The following is a 25,241-nucleotide window of genomic DNA, read 5'->3' on the forward strand; positions in this document are numbered from 1 at the left end:
CCGGCACTTCGGCGCCGAGCGGAGGATGCTGTGCGGCAGAGCGATTTGCGATCCAACGGGTTGTAATCGGACGACCGCGCTGCTAGGAGCGCCCGACGATGCGGCCACAGTTGTTCTGCGGCCGCTTTATCCTGTTTTGCCGGAGCAATTCGTTTTTATGCAGATCATCGTTCGCGACAACAATGTGGATCAGGCCCTTCGCGCGCTCAAGAAGAAGCTGCAGCGGGAAGGCGTGTATCGCGAAATGAAGCTCCGTCGCCACTACGAGAAGCCCTCGGAAAAGCGCGCTCGTGAGCGTGCCGCGGCCGTGCGTCGTGCCCGCAAGCTGGAGCGCAAGCGCGCCGAGCGCGACGGCGCACGGTAAGCGTCTCGCCGGGCGGCCGTGACCCTTTCGCATCTGGCGGAGGGGGCGGCGCGGCCCGGCACTGGCCGAATCGCATGAGGCGAATCGGCCTGCGCTTCGAGCGCCGCATTCCCTGAACGCCCACGCACAGAGCGAGAAACAGGCATGTCCGTAACCGCTGTTCCCCTTCGTCCCGTCCGGCGTTCCTATCTGGTCTGGATATGGGTTGCGGTGGTGGCGGCCGTGATCGCCGCTGCCTTGCTGGCGCGTCAGGGCGATGCCGCCCTGGTGCGGGAGGCGCGCGGCGCCGGCGTCACGACGACTGCGTCTGGTCTTCAGTACAAGGTGATCGAGCCCGGTCAGGGCGGGGCGCATCCGACCGCGACCGACGTGGCGCTGGTCAACTATACCGGCCGCCTGATCGACGGCACCGTCTTCGACGCCTCGAAGCAGCCGACCCCGATGCCGCTGTCGAGCGTGCTGCCCGGCTTTGCCGAAGCGCTGAAGCTGATGCCCAAGGGTTCGAAGTATCGTTTCTGGCTGCCTGCCAAGCTCGGCTATGGCGACCATGCGAACGGCCCGATCCCGGCCAATTCGGAGCTGGTGTTCGATGTCGAGATGATCGACTTCATCCCCGAATCGGTCCTGCGCCAGATGCAGGCGCAGCAGTCCATGATGGGCGGCGCCGGTGGTCCTGGCGGGATGCCCGGCGGTGCTCCCGGCGCACCGTCGCCCCGCTAAGGGCACATACTGAACCCCAAGCGTTTCCAATCGGATCGAGATCGCCGGAGCCCCACAGGGTTCCGGCGATTTTGCGTTTCAGGCTTGACCTGGGGCCACGGCATGCCAGGCGAGCGACGATGTCGCCCACAACCGGTGTGCATCTCCAGGGTTTGGCCTTAGAGGGCTTGCTGCAATAGCCGGATATTCGCCCCGTACGCTCGATTCGGCGAAGGTTGTGGCGGTTCCTACCGGGGTTTTTACCGCCGATCCCGCTTATTCTGTGAGGGAGATGACAGTAATCAGGCTCGATCGTCTGCGTCGCGCGGGCAGGGGGGCATATGACCAGCGCTCATGGGGAGGTTCTACCCTGATCTATCCCTGAAAGGGAGAGGCTTACTCCCATCAAGGCCAAGTCATCGCGTCTGTAAGAAGCTAACCGATGGCTTGAGTCTCATGCAAGGCGTCAGTGAGGGAGCATGCTTGACGACAACCCTGATGCTTCATCCGCCCCAGACAACTCCTGCACCCAGCTATGCGCTGATGCCCAACGCGCTTAATTAGCAAATCATCATATCCGTTCAGTGTTGAATGCGTAGGTCAAGGCCGACCATGCGTCGGTAGGAGCGTCGGCGGTCCCGATATGCCAGTCTTGCATATTGGGCCGTATCTCACCGATGAGGCAAACGCACCCCATCCTCACCAGACAAAAAAATAGCGGCCCGAAGGCCGCTATTCCTTTCAGCCGTGAGGCTGAAGCAACTTAGTTGCTGTCGGCCGAGTCGTCCGAGTCGGCAACAACAACGATGCCGGCGACGACGGCAGCAGCCGCCAGAACGGCGACGAGGATGCCACCGCCGGCCAGGCCGTTCTTCTTGGCAGCCGGAGCCGACGCGCGGACCGACTTCGAAACCGAAAGGCTGGCAGCCGGGTTCGCAGCCATTGCCGGAGCAACGGTCATCGAAACGGCGGCAGCGGCGACGAGAAACTTCCCAAGACGCATGTCTAACTCCCTTAAAAATGTCAGCAGGCCCATGGCACGCAAGCCGTCCCAAGGCAACCCCACCAACGGGTATGGGGCAGTTATGCTCCCACACTGATGCGGCAATGCAACATTACTTTACCGCTTTGCGGCTATACGTTGCTTTACCGCTCAACGGAATGCCCCCGCAAACGTTTCGGCTCAGTAAAGAGACGTCAGGTGGAAAAAATCTCTCGTGCCTGATCTTCCAGCATTAGCGCGGTCAGTCGGTCGCTCTGATAGGCACCCGTGTCGATTCCGATGCGATGCGGCAGAATTTCTGCCTCTTCGGCGACCGTATGGCCATGCACGACCATCTTCTCCAAAGGCGCGCGGTGATCCAGAAAAGGATCGCGAATCCAGCGCGTTTCGGTCAGCTTCTGTTCGGCGATCGGAATACCGGGACGGATTCCCGCATGCACGAAGGCATAGTCGCCCAGAACCATGATCTCCTTCAGGTTCGACAGGAACAACTGATGCTCATGCGGCACCACGGCCTTCAACCGTTCGGCGACCTCGTTGTAATCGAGCCGCTCATAATCTTCGCTCGAGACGCCGTAGCTTAGCATCGTCTCGCGCCCGCCGATTCGGCAGAAGAGGCGCAGCGCCTTGTCGTCGCCATCGATCGCGCGGAGGAAAATCTCCTCATGATTGCCCATCAGGCAGTGGACGCGGCGATCGCTGGCGCCAAGCTGGCGGATGCGCTCCACGACTCCGGCCGAATCGGGGCCGCGATCGACCAGGTCGCCGAGGAAGATGATGTGGCGTTCGGCGGGCGGGCGTGCGGCGTGATCCACCTCGATCCGGGTCAGGATGGCGTCGAGCAGGTCCAGTCGTCCATGGATATCGCCGATGGCATAGACCCGAAGACCGGGCACCATGGCGGGTACGAAATCAGGAACGCGCTTTCGTAGATTCAACAGCTTGGCAAGCATGGATGGTCTGATATCCGCTATAGGCGGTTGTGCTTAGTCCCGACCATGCGCTCGCGCAATGCGACGTGGGCCTCAACTCTGGTCAGGCCATAGCCCGCGCGTGTCCAGAACGGTCTTGCCCCGACGCTCGTTGAGCGGGACGGATCGGAAAATGTCGTGGTCAACCAGAACGATCATCGCCTCGCAAGTTTCCAGCGCGGTGTCGATATCGATCAGCCGTGCGCCCGTCCCGTCAAAGGCGCGGGGCAGGGTGGCGGCATAGGGCTCGACGATATGGACGCGCTCGCCGAACCGGGCGGCAAGGGCGGCCGCGACCTTCAGCGCGGGGCTTTCGCGGAAGTCGTCGATATTGGCCTTGAAGGCGAGGCCCAGACAGGCGACCGGCCCGTCCTGCGCCTCGATCATCGCGGCGGCGCGGGCGATGATATGGTCGGTCTTGCCGTCGTTCACTTCACGCGCGGTGCGGATCAGCGGCGTGTTGGCTGGGTCGGCCGCGACCAGGAACCAGGGATCGACCGCGATACAATGTCCGCCGACGCCGGGACCGGGCGACAGGATGTTGACGCGCGGATGGCGATTGGCCAGCCGGATCACCTCCCACACATCGACCCCCAACGTGTCCGCCACCAGGCTGAGTTCATTGGCGAAGGCGATGTTGACGTCACGAAAGGCGTTCTCGGTCAGCTTGGTCATCTCGGCCGCGCGCGCGGTGGTGGTGACGCACGCGCCGCGCACGAAACGCCGGTAAAAGGCCAAAGCCTTGCGCGCGCAGCGCGGCGTGATGCCGCCGATGACGCGGTCGTTGTCGATCAGCTCGACCAGGATACGCCCCGGCAAAACGCGTTCCGGGCAATAGGCGATGGCGAGATCGGCCTGCTCGCCGGGGCGGGTGGCGCCCGGAAGCTTCAGGTCAGGCCGTTCGCGCGCGATCAGGTCGCGGACCTGCTCGGTCGTGCCGACGGGCGACGTCGACTCCAGGATCACCGTGTCGCCGGTCTTCAGCACCGGCGCGATCGCTCGTGCGGCATCGAGGACGAAGGTGATGTCGGGCTGGCGATCCTCGGTGAAGGGAGTCGGCACCGCGATGACGAAGACATCGGCCGGGGCGACGGTCAGCGAGGCTTTCAGGCTGCCGCGCGCGACCACGCCCGACACCAGGCCGTCCAGATCGACCTCCTCGATATGGACGCGGCCCGAATTGATCGTCTCGACGACCGAGGGGGTGACGTCGACCCCGGTCACCATCGCGCCAGTCCGCGCGATGATCGCAGCGGTGGGCAGGCCGATATAGCCCAGCCCCATCACCGTGACCGAGAGTTCAGAGTCCAAGGGCATGGGTCATGATCCTGTTGATCTGCTCGGCGGTATTCCCTGCGCCGAACGGGTTGTGCGCGCGCGCCATGGCGGCATAACGGTCTGTATCGTCGAGCAACGCGAAGACTTCCGCGGCGATCCGGTCCTCGTCGGTGCCGATCAGCCGGGCCGTGCCCGCCGCCACGCCTTCGGGACGTTCGGTCGTCTCGCGCATGACGAGCACCGGCTTGCCGAGCGCGGGGGCTTCCTCCTGCACGCCGCCCGAGTCGGTCAGCACGATATGCGCGGCGTCCAGCGCACGAACGAATTGCGGATAATCGAGCGGCGCGATGCGCGCGATGGCGGGATGATCGCCCAATATCTCGTCCATCACCGCCACGACATTGGGGTTGGGGTGCATCGGGAAGAGGATGCCGACATCCTCCCGCTCGGCGATCCGGCGCAGCGCACGGGCGATCGCGGCCATGCCGTCGCCGAAATTCTCGCGCCGATGGGTCGTGACCAGCAGGATCCGCTTGCCCGCCAGCCGCGCCAGTACGGGATCGAGGCCCGACGCGAGCATCGGATCGGCGGCGATCCGCGCCTTGGTCCAGTGGAGGGCATCGATCACGCTGTTGCCCGTCACATGGACCCGGGCCGGAGCGATCCCCTCGGCGCGCAGGGCGGCGGCGGCGGTTTCGGTCGGCGCGAAGTGCAGTTCGGCGATCGGCGCGATCATCCGCCGGTTCACCTCTTCGGGCCAGGGCTGATAGATATTGCCCGAGCGCAGCCCCGCCTCGACATGGGCGACCGGGATCTTGCGGTAATAGGCGGCCAGCGCACCGGCCATGGCGGTCGCGGTATCGCCCTGCACGACGACCATGGCAGGACGCTCGCTATCCATCACCTCGCCCAGCCCGGTCAGCAGCCGCGCGGTCAGCCGGTCGAGCGACTGGCCCGGTTCCATCAGGTCCAGATCGTGATCGGGGACGAGCCCGGCGATATCCAGCACCTGGTCCAGCATCCCGCGATGCTGCGCGGTCACGCAGACCCGGACCGGCACCGCACCCGAATCACGCAAGACCCTGACAACAGGGAACAGTTTGATCGCTTCCGGCCTTGTGCCGAAGATGATGAGGATCGGGGGGCGCGTCATCGTGCGATTCGTAACCTGTCGCTTTTAAGGACATCCTAACCGCATCCCGCTGGCGCGAGGCTATGTTGCGCTGCACGATGCGGCTAGAGGCAGATTGATTCAGGGAGTGTTTCATGACGATCAAGAAGGTTCGCAAGGCTGTTTTTCCGGTGGCCGGTCTGGGGACGCGCTTTCTGCCCGCGACCAAGTCGATGCCGAAGGAAATGCTGACCGTCGTCGACAAGCCGTTGATTCAGTACGCCGTCGAAGAAGCGCTGGAAGCGGGGATCGAGCAGATCATCTTCGTCACCGGCCGCGGCAAGGGCGCGCTGGAGGATCATTTCGATATCTCCTACGAACTCGAAGCCACGATGAAGGCGCGCGGCAAGAGCCTCGCCGTGATCGAGGGCATCCGACAGAAGCCGGGCAGCCCCGTCTATGTCCGCCAGCAGGAGCCGTTGGGCCTGGGCCATGCGGTGTGGTGCGCGCGTGAGATCGTCGGCGACGAGCCCTTCGCGGTGCTGCTGCCCGACGAACTGATGGTCGGCGGCTTCATGAAGCAGATGGTCGAGGCCTATGACCAGGTCGGCGGCAACGTCATCGGCGCACTGGAAGTGCCGGATAGCGAAACGGACAAGTACGGCATCATCTCGCCGGGCAAGCAGGACGGTCGCCTGACCGAAGTCACTGCGCTGGTCGAAAAGCCCAAGGGCAAGGCGCCGTCGAACCTGATGATCCCCGGCCGCTACATCCTGCAGCCCGAGGTCATGCAGATCCTCGACGCGCAGGAGCCGGGCGCGGGCGGCGAAATCCAGCTGACCGATGCGATGGCCAAGCTGATCGGCAACCAGCCCTTCCATGGCTTTACCTTCGACGGGCAGCGTTACGACTGCGGCGACAAGGCGGGCTGGCTGACGGCGAACCTGGCGCTGGGTCTGGCGCGTGAGGACATTGGTCCGGCGGTGCGCGAGTTCGCGACGAAGCTGCTCGGCTGATTTCAGTTTTCCGAGTTGACGAAGGGGGCGGGGCCGAAAGGCCACCGCCCCTTTTTCATTCCTCCCCTGCAAGGGGAGGGGGACCAGCGAAGCTGGTGGAGGGGTGTCGCCGGTCGTGAGTGAGACCCGCACTTGCCGAGCGCGACACCCCTCCGTCAGGCCTTCGGCCTGCCACCTCCCCTGCGAGGGGAGGAATGAGCATTAACGCTCCCGCCCGTCGGCCCGCCGCGCCAACCAACCGAAGGTCAGCAGGATTACCGTCGGACACAGCATCGTGTTCCAGATGTCGAACCAGCTGGCGGGCAGATTGCCTTCATCCGTGGCATAGAAGGGTTGAAGCAGGTCATAGGCTTCGTTGACCGTCTCGATCACCAACACGGTCAGCCAGCAGCGCCAGTCCCAGGGCTTGCGCCGTAGGACCAAGGCCGAAAGAGTGAGGATCGCCATGCCCGCATAGGCGTGGAGTGTACTGTCGGGCAGGCCGGTGACCTGCCCGATCCAGCCCTTGTCTCCCGTCCAGTCGAGCCAGCCCGACGGCGGCGTCGGCCGCGCGCTCATGCCGCCACCGCGATGGCGTTAGCGCAACGACAGCCTGGGTCCTTGGGCAAGGCAAGCGTCCGGAAACGCATGGTCAGCATGTCGGCGATCAGGATGCTTCCCGCACTGTCGCGCCCGAACGGTGCGGCGGCGCGTAGAGCCTCCAGCGCCGCAAGGCTGCCCATCACCCCCGTCACCGGCCCCAGCACGCCGTCATCGGCGCAGGTCAGCCCGGCCTGATCTACCGCCTCGCCGACGAAGCAGCGATAACAGGGCTTGTCCGCTTCCCAGCCGCGATAGACCGCCAGCTGCCCCTCGAACTGCCCGACCGCCGCCGAGACGAGCGGGATGCGCAGGGCCAGCGCGGCATCGGCCACCGCCAGCCGGGTCGCGAAATTGTCGCAGCCGTCCAGCACCACGTCGGCCCCCTCGATCAGGGCGGCGGCATTGTCCGGCGTCACCCGCGTGCGGTGCACGGCCACGGCGACATGCGGGTTCAGCCGCGCGACATGGGTGGCGGCGGCCTCGACCTTGGGCGTGCCGCGATCCTGGGTGGTGAAGATGGTCTGGCGTTGAAGGTTGGACGGCTCGACCACATCGTCGTCGATCAGTACCAGCGATCCGATGCCCGCTGCGGCCAGATACTGGATGGCGGGAGAGCCGATGCCACCCGCGCCGATCACCGCGACCTTGGCCTGTTTCAGTTTCAGCTGCCCGCCGCCGCCGAACTCGCGGAGGACTATGTGCCGGGCATAACGGGCGAGTTCGTCGTCGCTCAGGATCATCCCGGCCCCGTACCCGGCCATGTATAGGTGATGACCGTCCGATACCAGCGATCGCCCGGGATCATGGTGCGGTGCGCGAGATGGCGCACCATGCGCTGTGCCACGCCCGCGCTGAACTGCTCGACCGTCGGGCAGCCGATGGCCAGCGGCACCACGCTGTCGGCGTTGCCGTCAGCGCTGATCCGGATGGCGAGGGGCACGACCAGCACCATCTGCGCGTCGTCCTGCCGGGCGCGGGTGCAACGCCCCGCCGCCACTTCGTCACGGACGAAACGGACCATATCCGGTCCGGCAGGCGGCAGGGTGAGCACGCCGAGCGTCGACCAGTCATGCGGCGGCTCGGCCGGGCCGGGGGCGGCCAGCCGGGGTATGGGCGTCACCGGCGACGCGGGCGCGATCGCCTGGGTCGTCGCGGCGGCGAGGATCAGCGCCACGATCACCGCCCGGTCGATCCGAAGCCGCCATCTCCCCGCTCGGTCGAGTCGAGTTCGTCGACCCGGGCCAGGGTTGCGCGCTGGACGGGGGCGGGGACGAGCTGGGCGATGCGCTCGCCGCGCACCACCTCGAACGGCTGGTCGCCCAGATTGGCGAGGATCACCTTCACCTCGCCGCGATAATCCTCGTCGATCGTGCCGGGCGTATTGAGGCAGGTGATGCCGTGCTTCAGCGCCAGACCGGAGCGCGGGCGCACCTGCACCTCATAACCCGGCGGGATCGCGATGGCGAAGCCGGTGGCGATAGCGGCGCGTTTGCCGGGCTCCAGCGTCAGCGTCTCGGCGGCGACCACGTCCATGCCCGCCGCGCCGGGGGTGGCATAGACGGGCAGGGGAAGACCCTCGCCATGGGGCAAATATTTGATGGCAATGGAGATTGGTGCGGTCGTCATGACCGTGCTTGTAGCGCATCCGCGATACGTTGCGCGAGCCCCCTGGCCACCGCGTCCTTGCCCATCCGTTCCCAACTCTCGACGCCATCGGCGGTGACGAGGTGGACGCGGTTCGCGTCGCCGCCGAACACGTCGCCCGATACATCGTTGGCGACGATCCAATCGGCGCGCTTGCGCAGGCGCTTGGCGACGGCATGGTCGATGACATGCTCGGTCTCGGCCGCGAAGCCGACCACTAGCGTGGGGCGGTCGGGCGCGGCGGCCACGGTGGCGAGGATATCGGGATTCTCGACCAGCGTCAGTGCAGGGGCGGTACCGCCGTCCTTCTTCACCTTCTGCCCTGCCGCCTCGACCCGCCAGTCGGCGACGGCGGCGACCATGACGGCGGCATCGGCGGGCAGCGCCTGGGCGACGGCCTGTGCCATGTCGCGCGCGGTTTCGACATTGACCCGGTCGACGCCCGGCGGGGTGGGCAACGTCACCGGCCCGGCGACCAGCGTCACCCGCGCGCCCAGGGCCGCCAGCGCACCTGCCACCGCAAAACCCTGTCGCCCCGAGGAGCGATTGGCGATGTAGCGGACGGGATCGATCGGTTCGTGAGTCGGACCTGCCGTCACCAGCACATGCCGCCCCGCCAGCGGGCGACGGGCGGGCGTCAGCTTCGCCTCGATCGCCGCGAGGATCGCGGGCGGCTCGGGCAGGCGGCCGGGGCCGAACTCGCCACATGCCATCGCGCCTTCGTCGGGGGCCATCACCTCGACCCCATCGGCACGCAGCTGCGCCACGTTGCGCTGGGTCGCGGGGTGCAGCCACATGCGGACATTCATGGCGGGGGCGACCAGCACCGGCGTATCGGTGGCGAGCAGCAGGGTCGTCGCCAGATCATCGGCATGGCCGTTCGCCATGCGCGCCATCAGATCGGCGGTGCCCGGCGCGACGACGACCAGATCGGCCTCGCGGCTGAGCTGGATATGGCCCATCTCCGCCTCGTCCTTCAGGTCCCAAAGCGTGGTGAATACCTGGTTCTCCGACAGCGCGGCCAGGGTCATCGGCGTGACGAAATGGCTGCCCCCCTCGGTCAGGACGCAGCGCACGCTGTGCCCGGCCTTGCGCAGCAGGCGAATCAGCTCGCAACTTTTGTAGGCGGCGATCCCGCCCCCGACGATCAACAGGATATGGCTCATCGCACGACTCGCGTCACGGTAATGCGTCGCCGGTCGCGCGCGGCGGCGATCAGCTCGCGGACCGCATCGGGGGCGAAGACGACGCCGAGGAAGATAAGCGGCGCGACCACTAGCGCAAAGGCGGGCGCACCGGTCAGAAGGCCGAACAGCGCATAGGCGGCAAGCGTGATCCCCGCCCGCCGGGCCACCGGCTGCCGCCAATGCGCCCAGCCCAGCGCGGCGAGTACCGTCAGCGCCAGCGCGATCGCCATGGGCAGCACCCCGGCTCCGCTCGCCGAGGCGATCGCCGCCAGCCACGCCCCCGGCGACTGGAACGCGATGGGCGAAGCGATGGCGGGGTCGATCGGGCCGACCATCGCATTCAGCCTATGGGCATGGGCGGCATAGAGAATCATCGCAACGGCGGTCGCTCCGATCCACCCCGTCGCCTCACGCTCGGCCCCTGCACGCCAGGCGAGAAACCCCATCAGCAACGCGTGAAGCAAGGCGACGGGGCTGAGGATCATCGCCGCTAGCCCCAGCGCGACGGCGGTCGGCATGGCGTCGGGCCGCCGCTGCACCAATGACAGTGCGATGAGCAGCGCGGCCCAGACCTCGGGCACCGACACCATCGTCCGGTCGAGCGCGGGATAAAGCCCGGCGACGAGCAGGATGATCGCCAATGCGCGGGGGCCGCGCCCCTCGAACAGCGGCCAGCAGCGCCGCGCCCAGCCTGCGACGACCGCCAGGCCCAGCAGGACGAGCAGCAACTGACCGACCAGCGGCGGCATCAGCGCCAGCGTCACGGGTAGCGCGGGCAGCGGCACCGCCAGCAGCACGGGGCGCAATGGCCGCCCATTTTCGCGAAGGGCGTCGATCGCGGCCGCGTAGAAATCCTGCCCGTGCCGCACATGGTCGAGGATCGCCGCCGAAACCGGCGTCAGGCGGTCGGCCACCGGATCGGCATCGCCGCCGGTCCAAAGCAGCCCCGCGATCAGCACGAACAGCAGCGCGAGCATCCCGATCGCGACTGGTGGCGTCATGCCCGACAACCGCCCCGGCTGGCTCAGCCAGAGCGGCCGCGAGATGCGGCGCGGGGAAACGGGGGGCGCGCTGCCCGGCATGCCTATCCCAGCATCCTATCGAAGCACGGCGATGGTGGCCGCGACCCCGGCGGCGGCCGACAGCATCGAGATCAGCGCATAACGCCAGCCGCCGCCGATCCGCACGACCTCGATCTGCTTGAGGGGCGGCGCGGGCGGCTCGCCACCCGGCGCAGGGTAACGCGCTTCGATCCGGCGGACCAGTTCGGGCAGGCGGGCGAGCGTCTGAACATCCTCGATCAGCCGGTCGGCGATCTTGGCCTCTGGCCCCAGTTCGGTCCTGATCCATTCACGCACGAAGGGCGCGGCAGAGTCCCACAGGTTGATGTCGGGATCGAGGCTGGTCGCCACGCCCTCGACCATCACCATGGTCTTTTGCAGCAGCAGCAAATGCGGCTGCGTCACCATGTCGAAATCGCGGGTGATCGAGAACAGGCCGTCCAGCATCATGCCGATCGACATGTCCTTGACCGGAAGCCCCCGCATCGGCTCGCCGACCGCACGCAGGGCGGTGGCGAACTCGGCGACATTATGGTGGGCGGGGACATAGCCCGCCTCGAAATGGATTTCCGCGACGCGCTTATAATTGCCGGTGATCAGACCATAGAGGATCTCGGCCAGCCACACCCGCGCGCGCCGGTCGATCCGGCCCATGATGCCGAAGTCGATCGCGGCGATCTTGTTGCCGGGCAGGGCGAACAGATTGCCCTGGTGCATGTCGGCGTGGAAGAAACCCTCCGCAATCGCCTGGCGCAGGAACGCGCGCACCAGGGTCTGCGCCAGATGCGGCAGGTCGTAGCCCGCCTCGACCAGCGCCTGCCGGTTGGACAGCTTGATCCCGTCGATCCATTCGACGGTCAGCACTTTGGCCGTCGATCGCGCCCAGTCGATCTGCGGCACCATGAAGTCCGGCTCGGCGGTCATCGCCTCGGCGAGTTCGGAGGCCGAGGCCGCCTCGCGCCGGAAGTTCAGCTCGCGCAGCGTCCAGCGGCGGAAATTCTCGACGGTCAGGCGCGGGCGCAGGCGCGCGGCCTCGCCGCTCATCCCCTCGACCTGCGCGGCGGCCCATTGATAGGTGTCGATGGCGCGGGCGAAATCTTCCTCGACGCCGGGGCGCAGCACCTTGACCGCGACCGTGCGGCCATCGGTCGTCACCGCGCGGTGCACCTGCGCGATCGAGGCGGCACCGACCGGTGTCTCCTCGATCGAGGAGAAGAAGTGCGAGGGCGGGCGACCCATGCTCGCCTCCATCGCGGCGCAGATCGTCGCGAAGGGGACGGGGGGCAGCTGATCCTGAAGCCGCAACAGGTCGTGCGCGGCATCGTCGCCGACCAGATCGGGCCGTGTCGCCAGCGTCTGGCCCAGCTTGATCGCCGCCGGGCCGATCGCCTGGAACGCGTCGGCATAGGCAGGCTTGGCGGGCACGCGCGCGCCGAAGCGGGCGACACGCGCCAGCCGTCGCACGGGCGCGGGCGTGTTGGGATCGCGCTCGATACCCTGCAACGCGCCATGCCGTGCCAGCGTCCGCCCCCATTTGAGCAGACGCCAGAGATGCACCACCGGCTGGGTCACAGGGCGTTTCCGCCCATGCCTGCCAGCATCAAATCTTCCAGCCCGAATGGATCGCGACCAGGCCGCCCATGATCGGTTCGACCTTGGTTTCGACGAAACCGGCCTCACGGATCATGCCTTCGAAGGTCGGCATGTCGGGGAAGCGACGGATCGATTCGATCAGATAGCGATAGCTGTCCGCATCGCCCGCCAGCATCTGGCCCAGCTTGGGCACCAGCTTGTGCGAATAGGCGTCATACACTTCCGAAAAGCCCGGCCAGACGGTGGTCGAGAATTCCAGGCAGAAGAACCGCCCGCCGCGCCGCAGGACGCGGTGCGCTTCCTTCAGGGCCGCCGGGATGTCGGTGACGTTCCGGATGCCGAACGCGATCGTATAGGCGTCGAAGAACTTGTCCGGGAAGGTCAGCTGCTCGGCATTGGCCTCGGTCCAGACCAGCCCGTCCAGCCCGCGCTCGGCCGCGCGCTTCATGCCGACCTCCAGCATCGCCGGATTGATGTCCGCCACCGTGATGCTGGCGCCCGACTCGGCCAGGCGGAAGGCGATGTCGCCGGTGCCGCCCGCCATGTCGAGGATCTGGTCGCTGGCGCGCGGCTTCACCCGGCGCACGAAGCGGTCCTTCCACAGGCGGTGCATGCCGCCCGACATGGCGTCGTTCATCAGGTCATATTTGGCGGCGACATTCGTAAACACGCTGCCGACACGGGCGACCTTTTCGTCGCGGGGCACATCTTCATAGCCGAAGGAGACGGTATCGCTCATGGGGATGCCCTAGCCCGGCCTTGCTGGCGGGGCAAACGCTACCTAGCTGTTTGCCTAAGGAAACCCAGACAGAGAACCGATGCCCGAACTTCCCGAGGTCGAAACCACGGTCCGCGGCCTGACCCCGGTGCTGGCGGACGCGCGGCTGACTTTGGTCGAGCCGCGCCGCCCCGACCTGCGCCATCCCTTTCCGGCCGACCTGCGTCAGCGGATGACGGGGGCGACCGTCACGTCGCTGGGTCGTCGTGCGAAATACGGGCTGATCGATACCGATCGCGGCGATACCATGGTCTTCCACCTCGGCATGTCGGGGCGCTGGCGGATCGATCCCGGCGAGCCGCAGACGCATGACCATCTGCTCTTGGAAACGGCGGCGGGGCGGCGGCTGGCGCTGAACGATCCCCGGCGATTCGGTTTCGTCGATCTGTGGTCGACCGCCGACCTGGCGAGCTACCCGCCGTTCCTCGCCATGGGGCCGGAGCCGCTGGGGCCGGATTTCACCGCCGCCTATCTGGCCGAGGCGCTGGAAGGGCGGGCGGCGCCGATCAAGGCGATGCTGCTCGACCAGCGGATCGTGGCGGGCCTTGGCAATATCTATGTGTGCGAGGCGCTGCACATGGCGAGAATCACGCCGGGCCGGGCGGGCGGGCAGATATCGAAAGCGCGACTCGCGCGGCTGGTCGAGTCGATCCGCGCCGTACTGGAGGCCGCGATCCTGGCGGGCGGTTCGTCGCTTCGCGATTATGTGCGGCCGGACGGCGAACTGGGCTATTTCTCCAAGGAGTGGCGCGTCTATGGTCGCGAGGGCGAGCCGTGCGAATGCGGCACCATGGTCCGGCGGCGAACCGATTCGGGGCGCTCGACTTTCTGGTGTGCGACCTGCCAGCGTGGTTGACGCCAAGGCCGTCAGCCGGTAAGGGCGGCGGCTTCAAAGCTGGTGCGTCGCGCCGCTATCCCTTTTGATCGAGATTTAGAGGTTTTCATGGCGAACACGCCGCAGGCCAAAAAGCGTATCCGTCGCAACGAGCGTCGCGCCGTCATCAACGGCAACCGCGTCAGCCGCATCCGTACCTTCGTGAAGAAGGTCGAAGCCGCCCTGGCCGCCGGTGACAAGGAAACCGCGACGGTCGCTCTGGCCGCGGCGCAGCCGGAAATGGCCCGTGGCGTCGCCAAGGGCGTGCTGCACAAGAACACCGTCTCGCGCAAGTTCTCGCGCCTGACCAAGCGTATCGCCGCACTGGCCTAAGCCTCTCGGTTTCGCGACGAATGAAACCCGCCGGGGGCGGTCCCCCGGCGGGTTTTTTCGTGCGCTCGCCATCCATTCATTAACGCTTCGCGGAACGTGATCCGTGGGAACAATCCCGCGTTTCGCGCAACGCCAGCTTTGCCCGCGATTCGAGAGATTCGACTTTCGGGGCGATGACGTGCGCCTTGGTTAATATTCAACGATTTCAATCGCTTGTGAGATAGTTGGACGGGTTTCTGCGGGCTTTTGGCTGTCAATCCGGTTTATTTCAGATTTATGGCCGGACATGGTCTTGATCAGACCCCGTCATCGCTCATAATCGGTTTCCCAGCGGCGGTGCTTCGTGCCCCGCGTCATGGACATCGCGAAGTGACAGACCGGGTCGAATCCGTTTGATTCGCCGATGGGCTACGTGTCGCCAAGTGGAATAGGGGCTCGACCGCCCATCATGGGGGTCGGCAGAAGTGGAGTGCGCGGGTGACGAATTGGCAGGCAACGCGACCGACGACGGACCAGGCCCGTGCCTGGGCGCGCGTCCGCGCGAACCTGCGCGAATCGGCAGGCGCCCGGCTGTTCGACCAGTGGCTGAAGCCGATGGAGCTGATCGAGGGTGACGAGCCCGATACGGTCCGTCTGGCGCTCCCCTCGGCCTTTGCGACCAACTGGGTGCGCAGCCACTATGCCGACCGCCTGCACCTGGAATTCAAGGCAGTGCTGCCCGAGGTCCGCTCGGTCGTCATCGAAACCCGTGCGCCCAGCAAGGTCGCGCGCCTGACCAGCGTCGAGACCTTCGACGCCACGCCCGCTCCGCGTGCCGTGGCTGCGGCTCCGATGCAGCCGGTCGAGGCGGACGAGCAGCCCTCGCTGTTCGGCGGGCCTGCACCGACTCCGGCCCCTGCGCCGCGTCAGACGCGCGCCAAGGCGGCGGCTCCTGCCCCGGTGGTGGCCGCTCCGGCGCCCGCACTGCGTGTTCCCGCCGACCGGCCGCCGCTCGACCCGCGCCTGACCTTCGATCGGTTCGTGGTCGATTCGTCGAACCGCGTCGCCTTCAACGCCGCGCTGTCGCTGGCCGAGCCGGGCCCGCCGCGTTTCAGCCCGTTGTTCCTCCATGGCGGCACGGGGCAGGGCAAGACCCACCTGATGCACGCCATCGCCCATGCCTTTCTCGAATCGCATCCCGAAGCGGTCGTGCTGTGCATGTCGGCCGAGCGGTTCATGTTCGATTTCGTCGCCGCGATGCGCGCGCGCGACACGCACAGCTTCAAGTCGCGGCTGCGCTCCGCCGATCTGCTGCTGATCGACGATCTTCAGTTCATTGCGGGTAAGGATTCGACCCAGGAAGAATTCTTCCACACCGTCAACGAACTGGTCGGCGCGGGCAAGCGGCTGGTCATCTCGGCCGACCGCTCGCCCCAGTCGCTGGACGGCGTGGAGCCGCGCATCATTGGTCGTCTGGGTGCCGGGCTGGTCGCCGACATCAAGGCACCCGACCTGACGCTGCGCCGCACGATCCTGAATCGCAAGGTCGCCGATCTTCCCGAGATTCAGGTGCCGATTGATGTACTCGATCTGCTCGCGTCACGGATTCGCGGCAATATCCGCGAGCTGGAAGGCGCGCTGAATCGCGTGGTCGCCTATGCGCAGCTGACCGGCGACAAGATCGACATGGAATTCGCCGTCGCCACGCTGGGCGAGGTGCTGCGGGGCGCGCAACGTCGAATCACCATCGACGAAATCCAGAAGCTGGTCAGCCGTCATTTCGAGCTGAAGCCGCTCGACCTCGTTTCGGCCCGCCGGGCGCGCGCCATTGCCCGCCCGCGCCAGATCGCCATGTACCTCGCCAAGCGCCTGACCACCCGCTCGCTGCCTGAAATCGGCCGCAAGTTCGGCGGGCGCGATCACTCGACGGTGATCTATGCGGTGCGCAAGATCGAGGAACTGCGCGATACCGACCGCGATATCGACAATGCGGTCCGCGTGCTGATGAAGGAACTGGAGGGCTGAGGGCCTTCCTCGCGGGGGCGGGGCGTGGGCTTCGACTTCGCTCAGCCTGAACGGGGTTTGGATAGAACCCCATTCTCTCCCGCCGTTCAGCCTGAGCGTAGTCGAAGGCCAAGGGAATCTGCCCGCCCCAAATCCGCCAGCATGCGCAGGAGCGGCGGTGTCCCATGATAGCGGATCACCCGATCCTCCACCTCCGCCAGCACCCGCAATATCCCCGGCCGCACCGCCCGTTGCCAGTGCCAGCAATAAAGCAGGAATTCTCGGTCCAGCCGCTCCGGGCATCCCGGTGCACTGTCGGGGCGCTGCTGCCCATGGTAGCGGGCCACGCGCCGCAGGACGCGTGGGATCGTGATGTGGCGGGGTAGGTCGAGAAGGATGATCCGTTCGGCACGGGCGAGCCGGTCGGTGATTGCGGGGCCGTAATGCGCGCTGGAATAATTGCCGTCGATCACCCAGGCGGGCCGGGCAGCGAGGGCGGCCATGTCGGCGATGAAGTCTTCGCGCGGGCGAGCGACCCAGCCGGGGCCATGGAACAGAGCATCGGCGTGCCAGACGGGCAAATCCAACTGCTCGCCCAGCATCCGGGCCAGCGTCGACTTGCCGCTGCCCGGTGGCCCCATCACCATGATCCGGGTGGGGATCTTGGTGATGGGGCGGGTGGTCATCAGATCTGCAACCCCATGGTCCGCTGCACGTCGAGCAGCAGCGGCGCGGCCAGATCGCGCGCCTTTTCCGCGCCACGCTCCAGGATACGGCCGACTTCGCCGCGATCGTCCAGCAACCGGGTCAGTCGTTCGCGAATCGGACCCAGCGTGGCGACCGCCAGATCGGCCAGCTCGGGCTTGAACACGCCGAAGCCCTGGCCCGCGAACTGCGCCAGCACGTCCGCCGGTTCGCGGTCGGCCATCGCGGCATAGATGGTGATCAGGTTGCGCGCTTCGGCGCGGCCGTCCAGCCCCTCCATCGTGTCGGGCAGGACATCGGCATCGGTCTTGGCCTTGCGGAACTTCTCGGCGATCTGGTCATCGGTGTCGATCAGCTTGACCAGCGACATTTCCGACGGGTTCGACTTGGACATCTTCGACGCACCGTCGCGAAGCGACATGATGCGCGGCGCCGCCTTGCTGATGAGCGGCTCGGGCAGGGTGAAGAGCTCGCGGCCATAGTCGTTGTTGAACTTGGTCGCGATGTCGCGGGCCAGCTCCAGATGCTGCTTCTGGTCCTCGCCCACCGGCACATGCGTGGCGTTGTAGAGCAGAACGTCGGCGGCCATCAGCACGGGATAGTCGTACAGCCCGACGCTGGCGCCCTCGCGGTTCTTGCCCGCCTTGTCCTTGAACTGCGTCATGCGGTTCAGCCAGCCGACGCGCGCGACATTGTTCAGCAGCCAGCCGAGCTCGCTATGCTGGGGAACGCGCGTCTGGTTGAACAGGATCGAGCGTTCGGGATCGATTCCGGCCGCGATCAGCGTCGCGGTCATCTCGATGGTGTTGGCCGCCATCGCCTCGGGCGCGATCCATTCGGTCAGGCCGTGCAGGTCGGCGATGAAGTACATCGTTTCGCCGCCCTGGGCCTGGATGTCGTCCTGCATCGCCACCCACTGCTTCACGGCGCCCAGATAATTGCCGAGATGTAGGTTGCCCGTGGGCTTGATGCCGGAAACGACGCGCATGATGGTCCTCAACTGTTGCGGCGAACGAGCCGCTTGATATCCTTGAGACGGAAGGCGCCCGTCGCGAAGGTGGCGACCGCATAGACCAGCATCCCCGTCGCGACCAGTATGATGAGCGCGCCCCAGCGCTCCAGGTTGGTGCCGGTGACATAGGGCTGGAACCGCGCATTGAGCAGCGCCATCGCCCCGCCCATCAGGAGCGCGGCCAGCAGCATCCGCCAGCTTCGCCGCCGCAACTGCGCGTCCGCCACGAAATGCCCGCGCTTGGCCAGCGTACGATAGAGCAGTACGACATTGACCGTGGAGGCGATGGCGGTGGCCAGCGGCGGCCCCATATGGCCCAGCCACCAGATGAAGATCAGGTTCAGCCCCAGATTGACCAGCATCGACCAGGTCGCATAGCGCACCGGCGTCCGGGTATCGGCGCGCGCATAATAGCCCGGCGTCAGCACCTTCACGAGGATATAGCTGGGCAGGCCGATCGAGAAGGCGGCGAGTGCCTGCGCGGTGTAATAGCTGTTGGTGGCGGTGAACTTGCCATGCTCGAACAGCGCGGCGACGATCGGCTGGCCACAGACGATCAGCGCGACCGTGGCGGGCAGGGTGAGCAGCAGCGCCAGCTCCATGCCCCGGTTCTGTGTCTCCATCGCCTCGACCTCCTTGCCCGCACCCAGCAGACGCGAGACGGTGGGCAACAGGACGGTGCCGAGGCCGATGCCGATCAGTCCCAGCGGCAACTGGTTCAGCCGGTCGGCGGCATAGATATAGGACACCGACCCCTCGGGCAGGAAGCGGGCGGCCAGGGCGGTCGAGATGACGAGGTTGATCTGCACCGCGCCCGCCCCGGCAGCGGCAGGCAGGATCAGCTTCATCAGCCGCTTCACGTCGTCATTGATCACCGGCCGCTTCAGCCGGAGCCGGACGCCTGCGCGGCGGCACGCCCACCAGAGCCACACGAACTGCAATATCCCCGCGACCGTGACCGCGATCGCCTGATTGCGGGCGGTCGCCATCGGGTCATGCGTGTGAAAGAAGAGCAGGGCGACGATCAGCGTCAGGTTGAGCAGGATCGGCGCGGCGGCATTCACCCAGAAGCGGTGCAGCGAATTGAGGATGCCGCCCAGCAGCGACACCAGGCTGATGAACAGCAGATAGGGAAAGGTCAGCCGGTTGAGCAGGACGATATAGTCGAACTGCGCAGGCGTGCCCTTGCCGTAACCGAAGGTCTGGACCCAGGTGACGGGCCAGGCGGCCAGCTCGACCAGCGCGGTCATGACGATCAGCACCGGCAGCAGGACCGAGAGCGCATTTTCGGCAAAAGCCAGGCCGTGCGCCAGGCCCGAGCCCTCCGCCGCCTTATCCCCTTCCGCGACCTTGCGGTTGAACATCGGGATGAAGGCGGCGGAAAAGGCGCCCTCGGCGAAGAGGGCGCGGAACATGTTGGGCAGGCGAAACGCGATCTGGAACGCGTCGGAGGCGAAGTTCGCGCCTACGAAGCGGAAGAACAGCGAGTCGCGAACCAGACCAAGCACGCGGCTGGCCAGAGTCAGCCCGCCGACCGAGCCCAGCGCCTTGGTCAGGTTCATCTGTCAATCCGGATCAGGCGTGGCCGGTTTCCGGGGTGTTCGGCTGTGCACCCGCCTGGGCATCGGCCTGCTGCAGGTAGAGCTGCGCAAAGTCGATCGGCTCCAGCATCAGCGGCGGGAAGCCGCCGTCGCGCACCGCATCGGCCAGCACGCGGCGGGCGAAGGGGAAGAGCAGGCGCGGAGCTTCGCCCAGCATGAAGGGCTGGATCTGGTCGGCGGGCACGTTGCGGAAGCCGAAGAGACCGGCATAGCTGAGGTCGACGATGAAGGCAGTCTTGCCCTCGGACTCGGCGCGAACCTCGATCTTCAGGGTCAGTTCGTGGACTTCCTCGCCGACCTGCGCCGCCGAGATGTTGAACTGCACGTCGATGCCGGGCGCGGTCTGCGCCTGATAGATGGCAGGCGCGTTCGGGTTCTCGAACGACAGATCCTTCACATATTGCGAGATCATACCGGCGGCGGGGCCGGCATCGTCGCCGTTCGGCGCTTCAAAGCCCTGCGGCAAACCCTGTTCGTCCATCGTCGCTACCTTCTTACGTGAGATCAAAGGGGGATAAGGGACCGAAACGGCATGTTCACGCGTTCGGCCATATAGCCGTTGCGCGTAGCAGCGGGTCGGCACGGTTTCAACCTTGCCCACCTCGTCGGGGGGCCGGGTTTTCATTGTCGGCTCGTACGCCTATATCGGTCACGATAGTGAAAGGCGCCTGTGTTGTTATTCTACGTCGTTCTTCTCGCGATGGTCGCGCTCTTCCTCGCACTGCGGCTGTACAGTGTGCTGGGCAAGCGCACCGGCCATGAACAGCAGCCGCTGGCGCGCAGCGCCGATGACCGTCCGCTGCCCGTCACGCTGCCCCGCGCGACGGAGGCGGCACAGGCCTCTGCGCCCGTCGCCAACCGCAACATCGATCCGCGTGCCGAACAGGGCCTGCGCGCGGTGATCGCGGGCGAGGCGGGCTTCGACGTGGCGCAGTTCCTGAACGGCGCGCAGGCGGCCTATCGCATGACGCTGGAAGCCTTTTGGAAGGGTGACGAGGACGCGCTGGCCGATCTGGTCGAGCGCGACGTGCTGGCCGCCTTTGCCGAGGCGATCGAGCAGCGGCGCGAGGCGGGCCAGACCCTCGACAACCGCCTGATCCGGGTCGAGAGCGCGAAGATCGTCGATGCGCAGGTCGAGGCCCGCGAGGCGCGCATCACTGTCCGCTTCGACGCCGATATCGCCGCCGTCACGCGCGATGCCGAGGGCCATGTCATCGCCGGTTCGCTGAGCGATGCGGTCGAGACGCATGACGTCTGGACCTTCGCCCGGACGCTGAAAAGCGGCGATCCGAACTGGAAGCTCGTCGACACCGACGAAGCCTGATCCGGTCTGACGGGGGAATGAGCGCGTTGAGGGGGTATCGCGTCGCGACCATGGTCGCGCTTTCAGTCAGCCTGTCGGCCTGTGCCGGGCGGATCGTCCCGCCGGGCACCTCGGTTCCCTATCCGTCACGTGGGGAAGCACAGCCCCAGCCCAAACCGCAACCCCGCCCCCGGCCGGGCGGCTCGTCCGTGCAGCCCAGCGGCCCCAGCGTCTCGCGCGTGGCTGATGGTCCGGTGCGGATCGTGGCCGCGACGCCACTGCCAGCTACTCCGGTCGCGGCGATCCCCGGCGCGGCCTCGGCGGCACAGGCAGGCATTCTGGCCGGACCGCCCGTCGCCGCCCTGCCGATCACCGAACCGCAGGCGGAGGCGGCGCGTGCGGCCTTCCTGCTTTCCTGTCCCGGCCTGATGCGCCGCACCGACGGCAGCGGCCTGACGCAAGGCGCCGATTGGCAAGCGGCCTGCCAGGCGGCCGCCAGCGTACCGCGCGGGGGTGCCCGCGATTTCTTCGCCCGCTATTTCGAGGCGGTGCAGGTCGGTGACGGCCGCTCGCTGGCGACCGGCTATTACGAGCCCGAGATTGCGGGTTCGCGCGATCGGCGCTCGGGCTATGAGGTGCCGATCTATGCCCGGCCGCGCGACCTGATCGATGTCGATCTGGGTGCCTTCACGACCGACCTGAAGGGCAAGAAGATACGTGGCAAGGTGCAGGGCACCAACCTTGTTCCCTATGACGACCGGACCGCGATCGAGCAGGGGTCGCTGGAGGGGCGTGCGCCGATCCTCGCCTGGGGCGCAGACCCGGTCGAGGTGTTCTTCCTTCAGATCCAAGGCTCGGGGCGGCTGCGGTTGCCCGATGGCGGGATCATGCGGATCGGCTATGATACGCAGAATGGCCGCGACTATACCGGCATCGGAGCGCTGATGAAGTCGCGCGGGTTGCTGGGGCCGGGGCAGACCTCGATGCAGGGGATCGTCGCCTGGCTGCACGATCACCCCGAGGAAGGCCGCGCGATCATGCGCGAGAATAAGAGCTTCGTCTTCTTCCGCGAGTCGAACGGCGCGCCACAGGGGGCGATGGGCTATGCGGTGACGGGGCAGGTCAGCGTGGCGGCGGATCCGAAGTTCGTGCCGCTGGGTGCTCCCGTCTTCCTGTCGATGGACCGGCAGGATGCGACCGGCCTGTGGGTGGCGCAGGATACGGGCGGCGCGATCAAGGGCTCCAACCGCTTCGATACCTTCTGGGGCGCGGGCGATACGGCGCGAGCGGTTGCGGGCGGCATGTCGGCACGGGGCACGGCCTTCCTGCTGCTGCCGGTCGGGACGCTGGCACGCGCCGGGATTACGGCTCCTGTCGGGACGGTCGGTGCGATCCCTCAACCCTGACGAGGCGCATCTCTGGGCGCGGGTGATGGAAACGGTGCGTCCCTTACGTGCCGCCATCGTGCCCGCCCGACCCGCACCGCCGCCGCCGACCATGGAGGCGGTGTTCCAGGAAACGCCCGGCGCGCCCAAGGTGCGGGTGAAGGGCCGCGTGCCGCCGTTGCGCCAGCCCGCAGCGCCTCCGCCTGCGCCGAGGAAGGGGCCGGGCGAGACGCTGGATGGCGGCTGGGACAAGCGCCTATCGCGGGGCAGCGTGATGCCCGACAGCTCGCTCGACCTGCATGGCCATACGCTGGCGTCGGCACATGCGTTGCTCGACCAGGGGCTGGGTCGGGCGATCGCTCGGGGAGACCGGGTGCTGCTGCTGGTGACGGGCAAGCCGCCGCGGCCCGAAAGCGAGCGCCCCCATGCGCGCGGTGCCATCCGCGCGGCGATCAGCGACTGGCTGGGCGCCTCGCGCCATGCCGATTCGATCGCGGCGATCCGGGGTGCCCATCCGCGCCATGGCGGGCAGGGCGCGCTCTATATCGTCTTCAGGCGCCCGCGCGAGCGATGACGCCCGCATAGATGCGGGTCAGCGCGTAGAGGTCGTCGACCGCCACCGCCTCGTCGACCTTGTGCATCGTTGCGTTGAGCAGGCCGAATTCGACCGTCGGGCACAGCTTCGACAGGAAGCGCGCGTCTGAGGTGCCGCCGGTGGTCGACAGCTCCGGCTCGATCCCCGTCTCGGCGCGGATGGCGTCGGCGATCATCGCGGAAAGGGCACCCGGCTGGGTCAGGAACGCCTCGCCCGAAATGCGACCCGTGACCTGGGCGGCGGGGGCGTGGGCTTGCGCGATGGCGGTGATCCGCTCGACCAGCGCCGCGCCGTTCTGTTCGTCGTTGAAGCGGATCGACAGCCGCGCCTGCGCCGCCCCCGGAATGACGTTGGTAGCAGGGTTGCCGACATGCAGGTCGGTGATCTCGATATTGGACGGCTGGAACCAGGCATTGCCGGTGTCGAGCGTCACCCCCTCGATCTCTGCCAGCATCGCGACCAGCGGCGTGATCGGATTGTCGGCCAGATGCGGATAGGCGACATGCCCCTGCCGCCCCGGCACCGTGATCCAGATATTGACCGAGCCGCGCCGCCCGATCTTCATCATGTCGCCCAGCCGCTGCGCCGAGGTCGGCTCACCGACCAGGCAGAGGTCGGGGGCCACCCCAAGTTCCGCCATCCGATCGATCAACGCGCGGGTGCCGTAGATAGCGGGGCCTTCCTCGTCGCCGGTGATGATCAGCGACAGCGGGATGGTCCGGTCGGCCGGGATCGCGGCGACGAAGGCGGCGACCGCGCCCTTCATATCGACCGCGCCGCGCCCGAAGAGCAGACCGTCGCGCACTTCGCCGGAAAAGGGCGAACCCTGCCAGCCGTCACCGGCGGGCACGACATCGACATGCCCCGCAAAGGCCAGATGAGTGCCCGTGCCGCCGCGCGTGGCCAGCAGATTCTCGACCGGACCGTCGGGCTCCTCGCCGATGGTAAAGCGATCCACGGCGAAGCCCAGCGGCACCAGCGCGGCCTCCAGTACGTCGAACACGGAGCCACGCGCGGGCGTGACGCTGTCGGCCCGGATCAGGGCCTGGGCAAGGGAGAGAGCGTCGGTCATGCCGCGCGGCATAGGCAGCGCGGGCGCGGACGGCAATGACGCGATTGACGACGCTCACGGAGCCGATGCGCCCCGACATCGTTCCAACTCCTGCACAACAGGAGTGATGTGATGAACGACCCCGATTCCAACGGCAACAAGGCCGGAAAGCGACTGCTGCTCTGGTTGCTGATTGCACTCGGGATCGCCGGGGTGCTGCTCTACACCTTCACGTCGCGCGTCGCCGAACCGGCGGCCGACCAGCGGGCGCCCCTGAACGACGTTCCGCCGACCGCGCGGTAAGGGGGAAAAGGGGGCGTGGCCTTCGACTTCGCTCAGGCTGAACGGAGGTTGGTACTGAAACCCGTTCAGCCTGAGCAAAGTCGAAGGCCAAGGGAGACCCTCACCCCACCGGCTGTTCGAACCGCTCGATCACCCATTCCTCTTCCTGTGCGTCTGCGATCCAGTCCTGCATGAAGGGGTGGCGCAGCACCGCGTCCATATAGGGCACGGCGAAGCGTGCGACGGGCAGTTGATAGGTGACGATCCGCGTCACCACCGGCGCGAACATGATGTCCGCCGCGCCGAACTCTCCGAACAGGAAATCGCCGCCGCCGCCGAAGCGTGCCCGCGCCTGCGCCCACAGTTCCATCATCCGCTTCAGGTCGACGATCACGTCGTCATCGGGCATCCGAGCGGGGTAGACCTGACGGATGTTCATGCTGTGCTTGCGGCGCAGTGCGACGAAGCTGGAGTGCATCTCGGCCGCCATCGACCGGGCCATGGCGCGCGCCGCATCGTCGGCGGGCCAGAAGCGATCGCGCCCGACCTTGTCGGCCAAGAAGTCGATGATCGCCAGGCTATCCCAGACCACCGCCTCGCCGTCCCACAGGATCGGCACCTTGCCCGAAGACGGGGCAAACTCCGCGCCCTCGCGCCGCTTGTCCCAGTCGGCGTCGTAAAGCGGCACGACCACCTCCTCGAACGAAAGTCCCGACTGCCGACAGGCGAGCCAGCCGCGCAGGGACCAGGAGGAATAGGCCTTGTTGCCGATGATGAGCTTCATGGACCAAGCGGTAACGGCCCCGCCGGGCGGCCGCAACCGAACAAAA

Annotated in this window: 28 protein-coding genes; 10 read left to right on the forward strand and 18 right to left on the reverse strand. The window is 66.8% G+C overall.

The genetic code is table 11. The annotated features are described in order from the left end of the window. The first annotated feature begins 157 nt into the window (after positions 1-157). Both rpsU and GGQ89_RS07005 read left to right on the forward strand, forming a co-directional pair. The gene (gene rpsU / locus GGQ89_RS07000) at positions 158-364 is read left to right on the forward strand and encodes a 30S ribosomal protein S21 (protein ID WP_007404630.1); all 207 of its coding nucleotides are present in this window, start codon (positions 158-160) and stop codon (positions 362-364) included. A gap of 144 nt (positions 365-508) precedes the next feature. Beyond that, a complete protein-coding gene (locus GGQ89_RS07005; RefSeq protein WP_056429956.1) occupies positions 509-1,084 on the forward strand; it encodes an FKBP-type peptidyl-prolyl cis-trans isomerase in 576 nt (191 codons plus the stop codon). A 742-nt stretch (positions 1,085-1,826) separates the two neighbouring features. Here the strand turns inward: GGQ89_RS07005 and GGQ89_RS07010 are convergent. From GGQ89_RS07010 to wecB, 4 genes are all read right to left on the reverse strand, one after another. Then, positions 1,827-2,099: a hypothetical protein gene (locus GGQ89_RS07010; RefSeq protein ID WP_237243540.1), complete on the reverse strand. Its 273-nt coding sequence runs from the start codon at positions 2,097-2,099 to the stop codon at positions 1,827-1,829. A gap of 161 nt (positions 2,100-2,260) precedes the next feature. Further along, entirely contained in the window at positions 2,261-2,965 is a 705-nt protein-coding gene (locus GGQ89_RS07015; RefSeq protein WP_240456455.1) for a metallophosphoesterase family protein, read from the reverse strand. Positions 2,966-3,091: 126 nt separating this feature from the next. Then, the gene (gene wecC / locus GGQ89_RS07020) at positions 3,092-4,354 is read right to left on the reverse strand and encodes a UDP-N-acetyl-D-mannosamine dehydrogenase (RefSeq protein ID WP_184105192.1); all 1,263 of its coding nucleotides are present in this window, start codon (positions 4,352-4,354) and stop codon (positions 3,092-3,094) included. Then, the gene (gene wecB / locus GGQ89_RS07025; RefSeq protein ID WP_184105194.1) at positions 4,338-5,468 is read right to left on the reverse strand and encodes a non-hydrolyzing UDP-N-acetylglucosamine 2-epimerase; all 1,131 of its coding nucleotides are present in this window, start codon (positions 5,466-5,468) and stop codon (positions 4,338-4,340) included. Before wecB ends, wecC begins: the two co-directional genes overlap by 17 nt. 113 nt (positions 5,469-5,581) lie before the next feature. Here wecB and galU point away from each other — a divergent pair, with 113 nt between their 5' ends. Next, entirely contained in the window at positions 5,582-6,442 is an 861-nt protein-coding gene (gene galU / locus GGQ89_RS07030) for a UTP--glucose-1-phosphate uridylyltransferase GalU (RefSeq protein ID WP_058745066.1), read from the forward strand. A 201-nt stretch (positions 6,443-6,643) separates the two neighbouring features. On the opposite strand, the gene GGQ89_RS07035 is transcribed toward galU, so the two are convergent. Genes GGQ89_RS07035 through GGQ89_RS07070 form a run of 8 tightly spaced genes read right to left on the reverse strand, consistent with a single transcriptional unit; the run spans position 6,644 to position 13,248 of the window. Beyond that, on the reverse strand, positions 6,644-7,000 hold the full coding sequence (locus GGQ89_RS07035; RefSeq protein ID WP_184105196.1) for a hypothetical protein: 357 nt from the start codon (positions 6,998-7,000) through the stop codon (positions 6,644-6,646). After that, complete coding sequence (locus GGQ89_RS07040; RefSeq protein ID WP_184105198.1) at positions 6,997-7,764, reverse strand: HesA/MoeB/ThiF family protein; 768 nt, start codon at positions 7,762-7,764, stop codon at positions 6,997-6,999. The genes GGQ89_RS07035 and GGQ89_RS07040 overlap by 4 nt, the downstream gene beginning before the upstream one ends. Then, positions 7,761-8,198: a hypothetical protein gene (locus tag GGQ89_RS07045; protein WP_184105200.1), complete on the reverse strand. Its 438-nt coding sequence runs from the start codon at positions 8,196-8,198 to the stop codon at positions 7,761-7,763. Before GGQ89_RS07045 ends, GGQ89_RS07040 begins: the two co-directional genes overlap by 4 nt. 2 nt (positions 8,199-8,200) lie before the next feature. Beyond that, positions 8,201-8,650, reverse strand: a complete 450-nt coding sequence (gene dut, locus GGQ89_RS07050; RefSeq protein WP_184105202.1) for a dUTP diphosphatase — start codon at positions 8,648-8,650, stop codon at positions 8,201-8,203. Then, the gene (coaBC, locus tag GGQ89_RS07055) at positions 8,647-9,834 is read right to left on the reverse strand and encodes a bifunctional phosphopantothenoylcysteine decarboxylase/phosphopantothenate--cysteine ligase CoaBC (protein ID WP_184105204.1); all 1,188 of its coding nucleotides are present in this window, start codon (positions 9,832-9,834) and stop codon (positions 8,647-8,649) included. Before coaBC ends, dut begins: the two co-directional genes overlap by 4 nt. Beyond that, positions 9,831-10,937: a hypothetical protein gene (locus GGQ89_RS07060; RefSeq protein WP_184105206.1), complete on the reverse strand. Its 1,107-nt coding sequence runs from the start codon at positions 10,935-10,937 to the stop codon at positions 9,831-9,833. Before GGQ89_RS07060 ends, coaBC begins: the two co-directional genes overlap by 4 nt. 15 nt (positions 10,938-10,952) lie before the next feature. Next, positions 10,953-12,488, reverse strand: a complete 1,536-nt coding sequence (ubiB, locus tag GGQ89_RS07065; RefSeq protein ID WP_184105208.1) for a 2-polyprenylphenol 6-hydroxylase — start codon at positions 12,486-12,488, stop codon at positions 10,953-10,955. 28 nt (positions 12,489-12,516) lie between these two features. Next, complete coding sequence (locus tag GGQ89_RS07070; protein ID WP_184105210.1) at positions 12,517-13,248, reverse strand: class I SAM-dependent methyltransferase; 732 nt, start codon at positions 13,246-13,248, stop codon at positions 12,517-12,519. A 79-nt stretch (positions 13,249-13,327) separates the two neighbouring features. Between GGQ89_RS07070 and mutM the strand changes: the two genes are divergently transcribed. From mutM to dnaA, 3 genes are all read left to right on the forward strand, one after another. Further along, positions 13,328-14,143: a bifunctional DNA-formamidopyrimidine glycosylase/DNA-(apurinic or apyrimidinic site) lyase gene (mutM, locus tag GGQ89_RS07075; RefSeq protein WP_184105212.1), complete on the forward strand. Its 816-nt coding sequence runs from the start codon at positions 13,328-13,330 to the stop codon at positions 14,141-14,143. An 87-nt stretch (positions 14,144-14,230) separates the two neighbouring features. Then, positions 14,231-14,494 (forward strand): 30S ribosomal protein S20, encoded by a 264-nt coding sequence (rpsT, locus tag GGQ89_RS07080; protein WP_042490304.1) that lies wholly within the window; start codon positions 14,231-14,233, stop codon positions 14,492-14,494. A 477-nt stretch (positions 14,495-14,971) separates the two neighbouring features. Next, positions 14,972-16,498, forward strand: a complete 1,527-nt coding sequence (dnaA, locus tag GGQ89_RS07085; RefSeq protein ID WP_184105214.1) for a chromosomal replication initiator protein DnaA — start codon at positions 14,972-14,974, stop codon at positions 16,496-16,498. 86 nt (positions 16,499-16,584) lie between these two features. On the opposite strand, the gene GGQ89_RS07090 is transcribed toward dnaA, so the two are convergent. The 4 genes from GGQ89_RS07090 to secB are packed head-to-tail and all read right to left on the reverse strand — an operon-like array spanning position 16,585 to position 20,276. Next, complete coding sequence (locus GGQ89_RS07090; RefSeq protein ID WP_184105216.1) at positions 16,585-17,163, reverse strand: P-loop NTPase family protein; 579 nt, start codon at positions 17,161-17,163, stop codon at positions 16,585-16,587. Beyond that, positions 17,163-18,170, reverse strand: a complete 1,008-nt coding sequence (gene trpS / locus GGQ89_RS07095; protein WP_184105218.1) for a tryptophan--tRNA ligase — start codon at positions 18,168-18,170, stop codon at positions 17,163-17,165. Before trpS ends, GGQ89_RS07090 begins: the two co-directional genes overlap by 1 nt. A gap of 8 nt (positions 18,171-18,178) precedes the next feature. Next, positions 18,179-19,756 (reverse strand): murein biosynthesis integral membrane protein MurJ, encoded by a 1,578-nt coding sequence (murJ, locus tag GGQ89_RS07100; protein ID WP_184105220.1) that lies wholly within the window; start codon positions 19,754-19,756, stop codon positions 18,179-18,181. Positions 19,757-19,769: 13 nt separating this feature from the next. Next, positions 19,770-20,276, reverse strand: coding sequence for a protein-export chaperone SecB (gene secB / locus GGQ89_RS07105; RefSeq protein WP_042490310.1), 507 nt, complete (start codon positions 20,274-20,276; stop codon positions 19,770-19,772). A 192-nt stretch (positions 20,277-20,468) separates the two neighbouring features. On the opposite strand from secB, the gene GGQ89_RS07110 reads away from it, so the two are divergent. The 3 genes from GGQ89_RS07110 to GGQ89_RS07120 are packed head-to-tail and all read left to right on the forward strand — an operon-like array spanning position 20,469 to position 23,057. Then, entirely contained in the window at positions 20,469-21,119 is a 651-nt protein-coding gene (locus GGQ89_RS07110) for a Tim44/TimA family putative adaptor protein (RefSeq protein ID WP_184105348.1), read from the forward strand. Positions 21,120-21,136: 17 nt separating this feature from the next. Then, positions 21,137-22,504, forward strand: a complete 1,368-nt coding sequence (gene mltA, locus GGQ89_RS07115; protein WP_240456454.1) for a murein transglycosylase A — start codon at positions 21,137-21,139, stop codon at positions 22,502-22,504. A gap of 25 nt (positions 22,505-22,529) precedes the next feature. Continuing rightward, positions 22,530-23,057, forward strand: a complete 528-nt coding sequence (locus GGQ89_RS07120) for a Smr/MutS family protein (protein WP_184105350.1) — start codon at positions 22,530-22,532, stop codon at positions 23,055-23,057. On the opposite strand, the gene dapE is transcribed toward GGQ89_RS07120, so the two are convergent. Further along, positions 23,035-24,150 (reverse strand): succinyl-diaminopimelate desuccinylase, encoded by a 1,116-nt coding sequence (gene dapE / locus GGQ89_RS07125; RefSeq protein WP_184105222.1) that lies wholly within the window; start codon positions 24,148-24,150, stop codon positions 23,035-23,037. The genes GGQ89_RS07120 and dapE overlap by 23 nt on opposite strands. A gap of 111 nt (positions 24,151-24,261) precedes the next feature. Here dapE and GGQ89_RS07130 point away from each other — a divergent pair, with 111 nt between their 5' ends. Next, positions 24,262-24,432 (forward strand): hypothetical protein, encoded by a 171-nt coding sequence (locus GGQ89_RS07130; RefSeq protein ID WP_156884184.1) that lies wholly within the window; start codon positions 24,262-24,264, stop codon positions 24,430-24,432. Between the two features lie 100 nt (positions 24,433-24,532). Here the strand turns inward: GGQ89_RS07130 and GGQ89_RS07135 are convergent, their stop codons facing one another. After that, positions 24,533-25,195, reverse strand: coding sequence for a glutathione S-transferase (locus GGQ89_RS07135; RefSeq protein ID WP_184105224.1), 663 nt, complete (start codon positions 25,193-25,195; stop codon positions 24,533-24,535). Between the last annotated feature and the right edge of the window lie 46 nt (positions 25,196-25,241).

It is taken from the genome of Sphingomonas yabuuchiae (assembly GCF_014199595.1).
Lineage (GTDB): Bacteria > Pseudomonadota > Alphaproteobacteria > Sphingomonadales > Sphingomonadaceae > Sphingomonas > Sphingomonas yabuuchiae.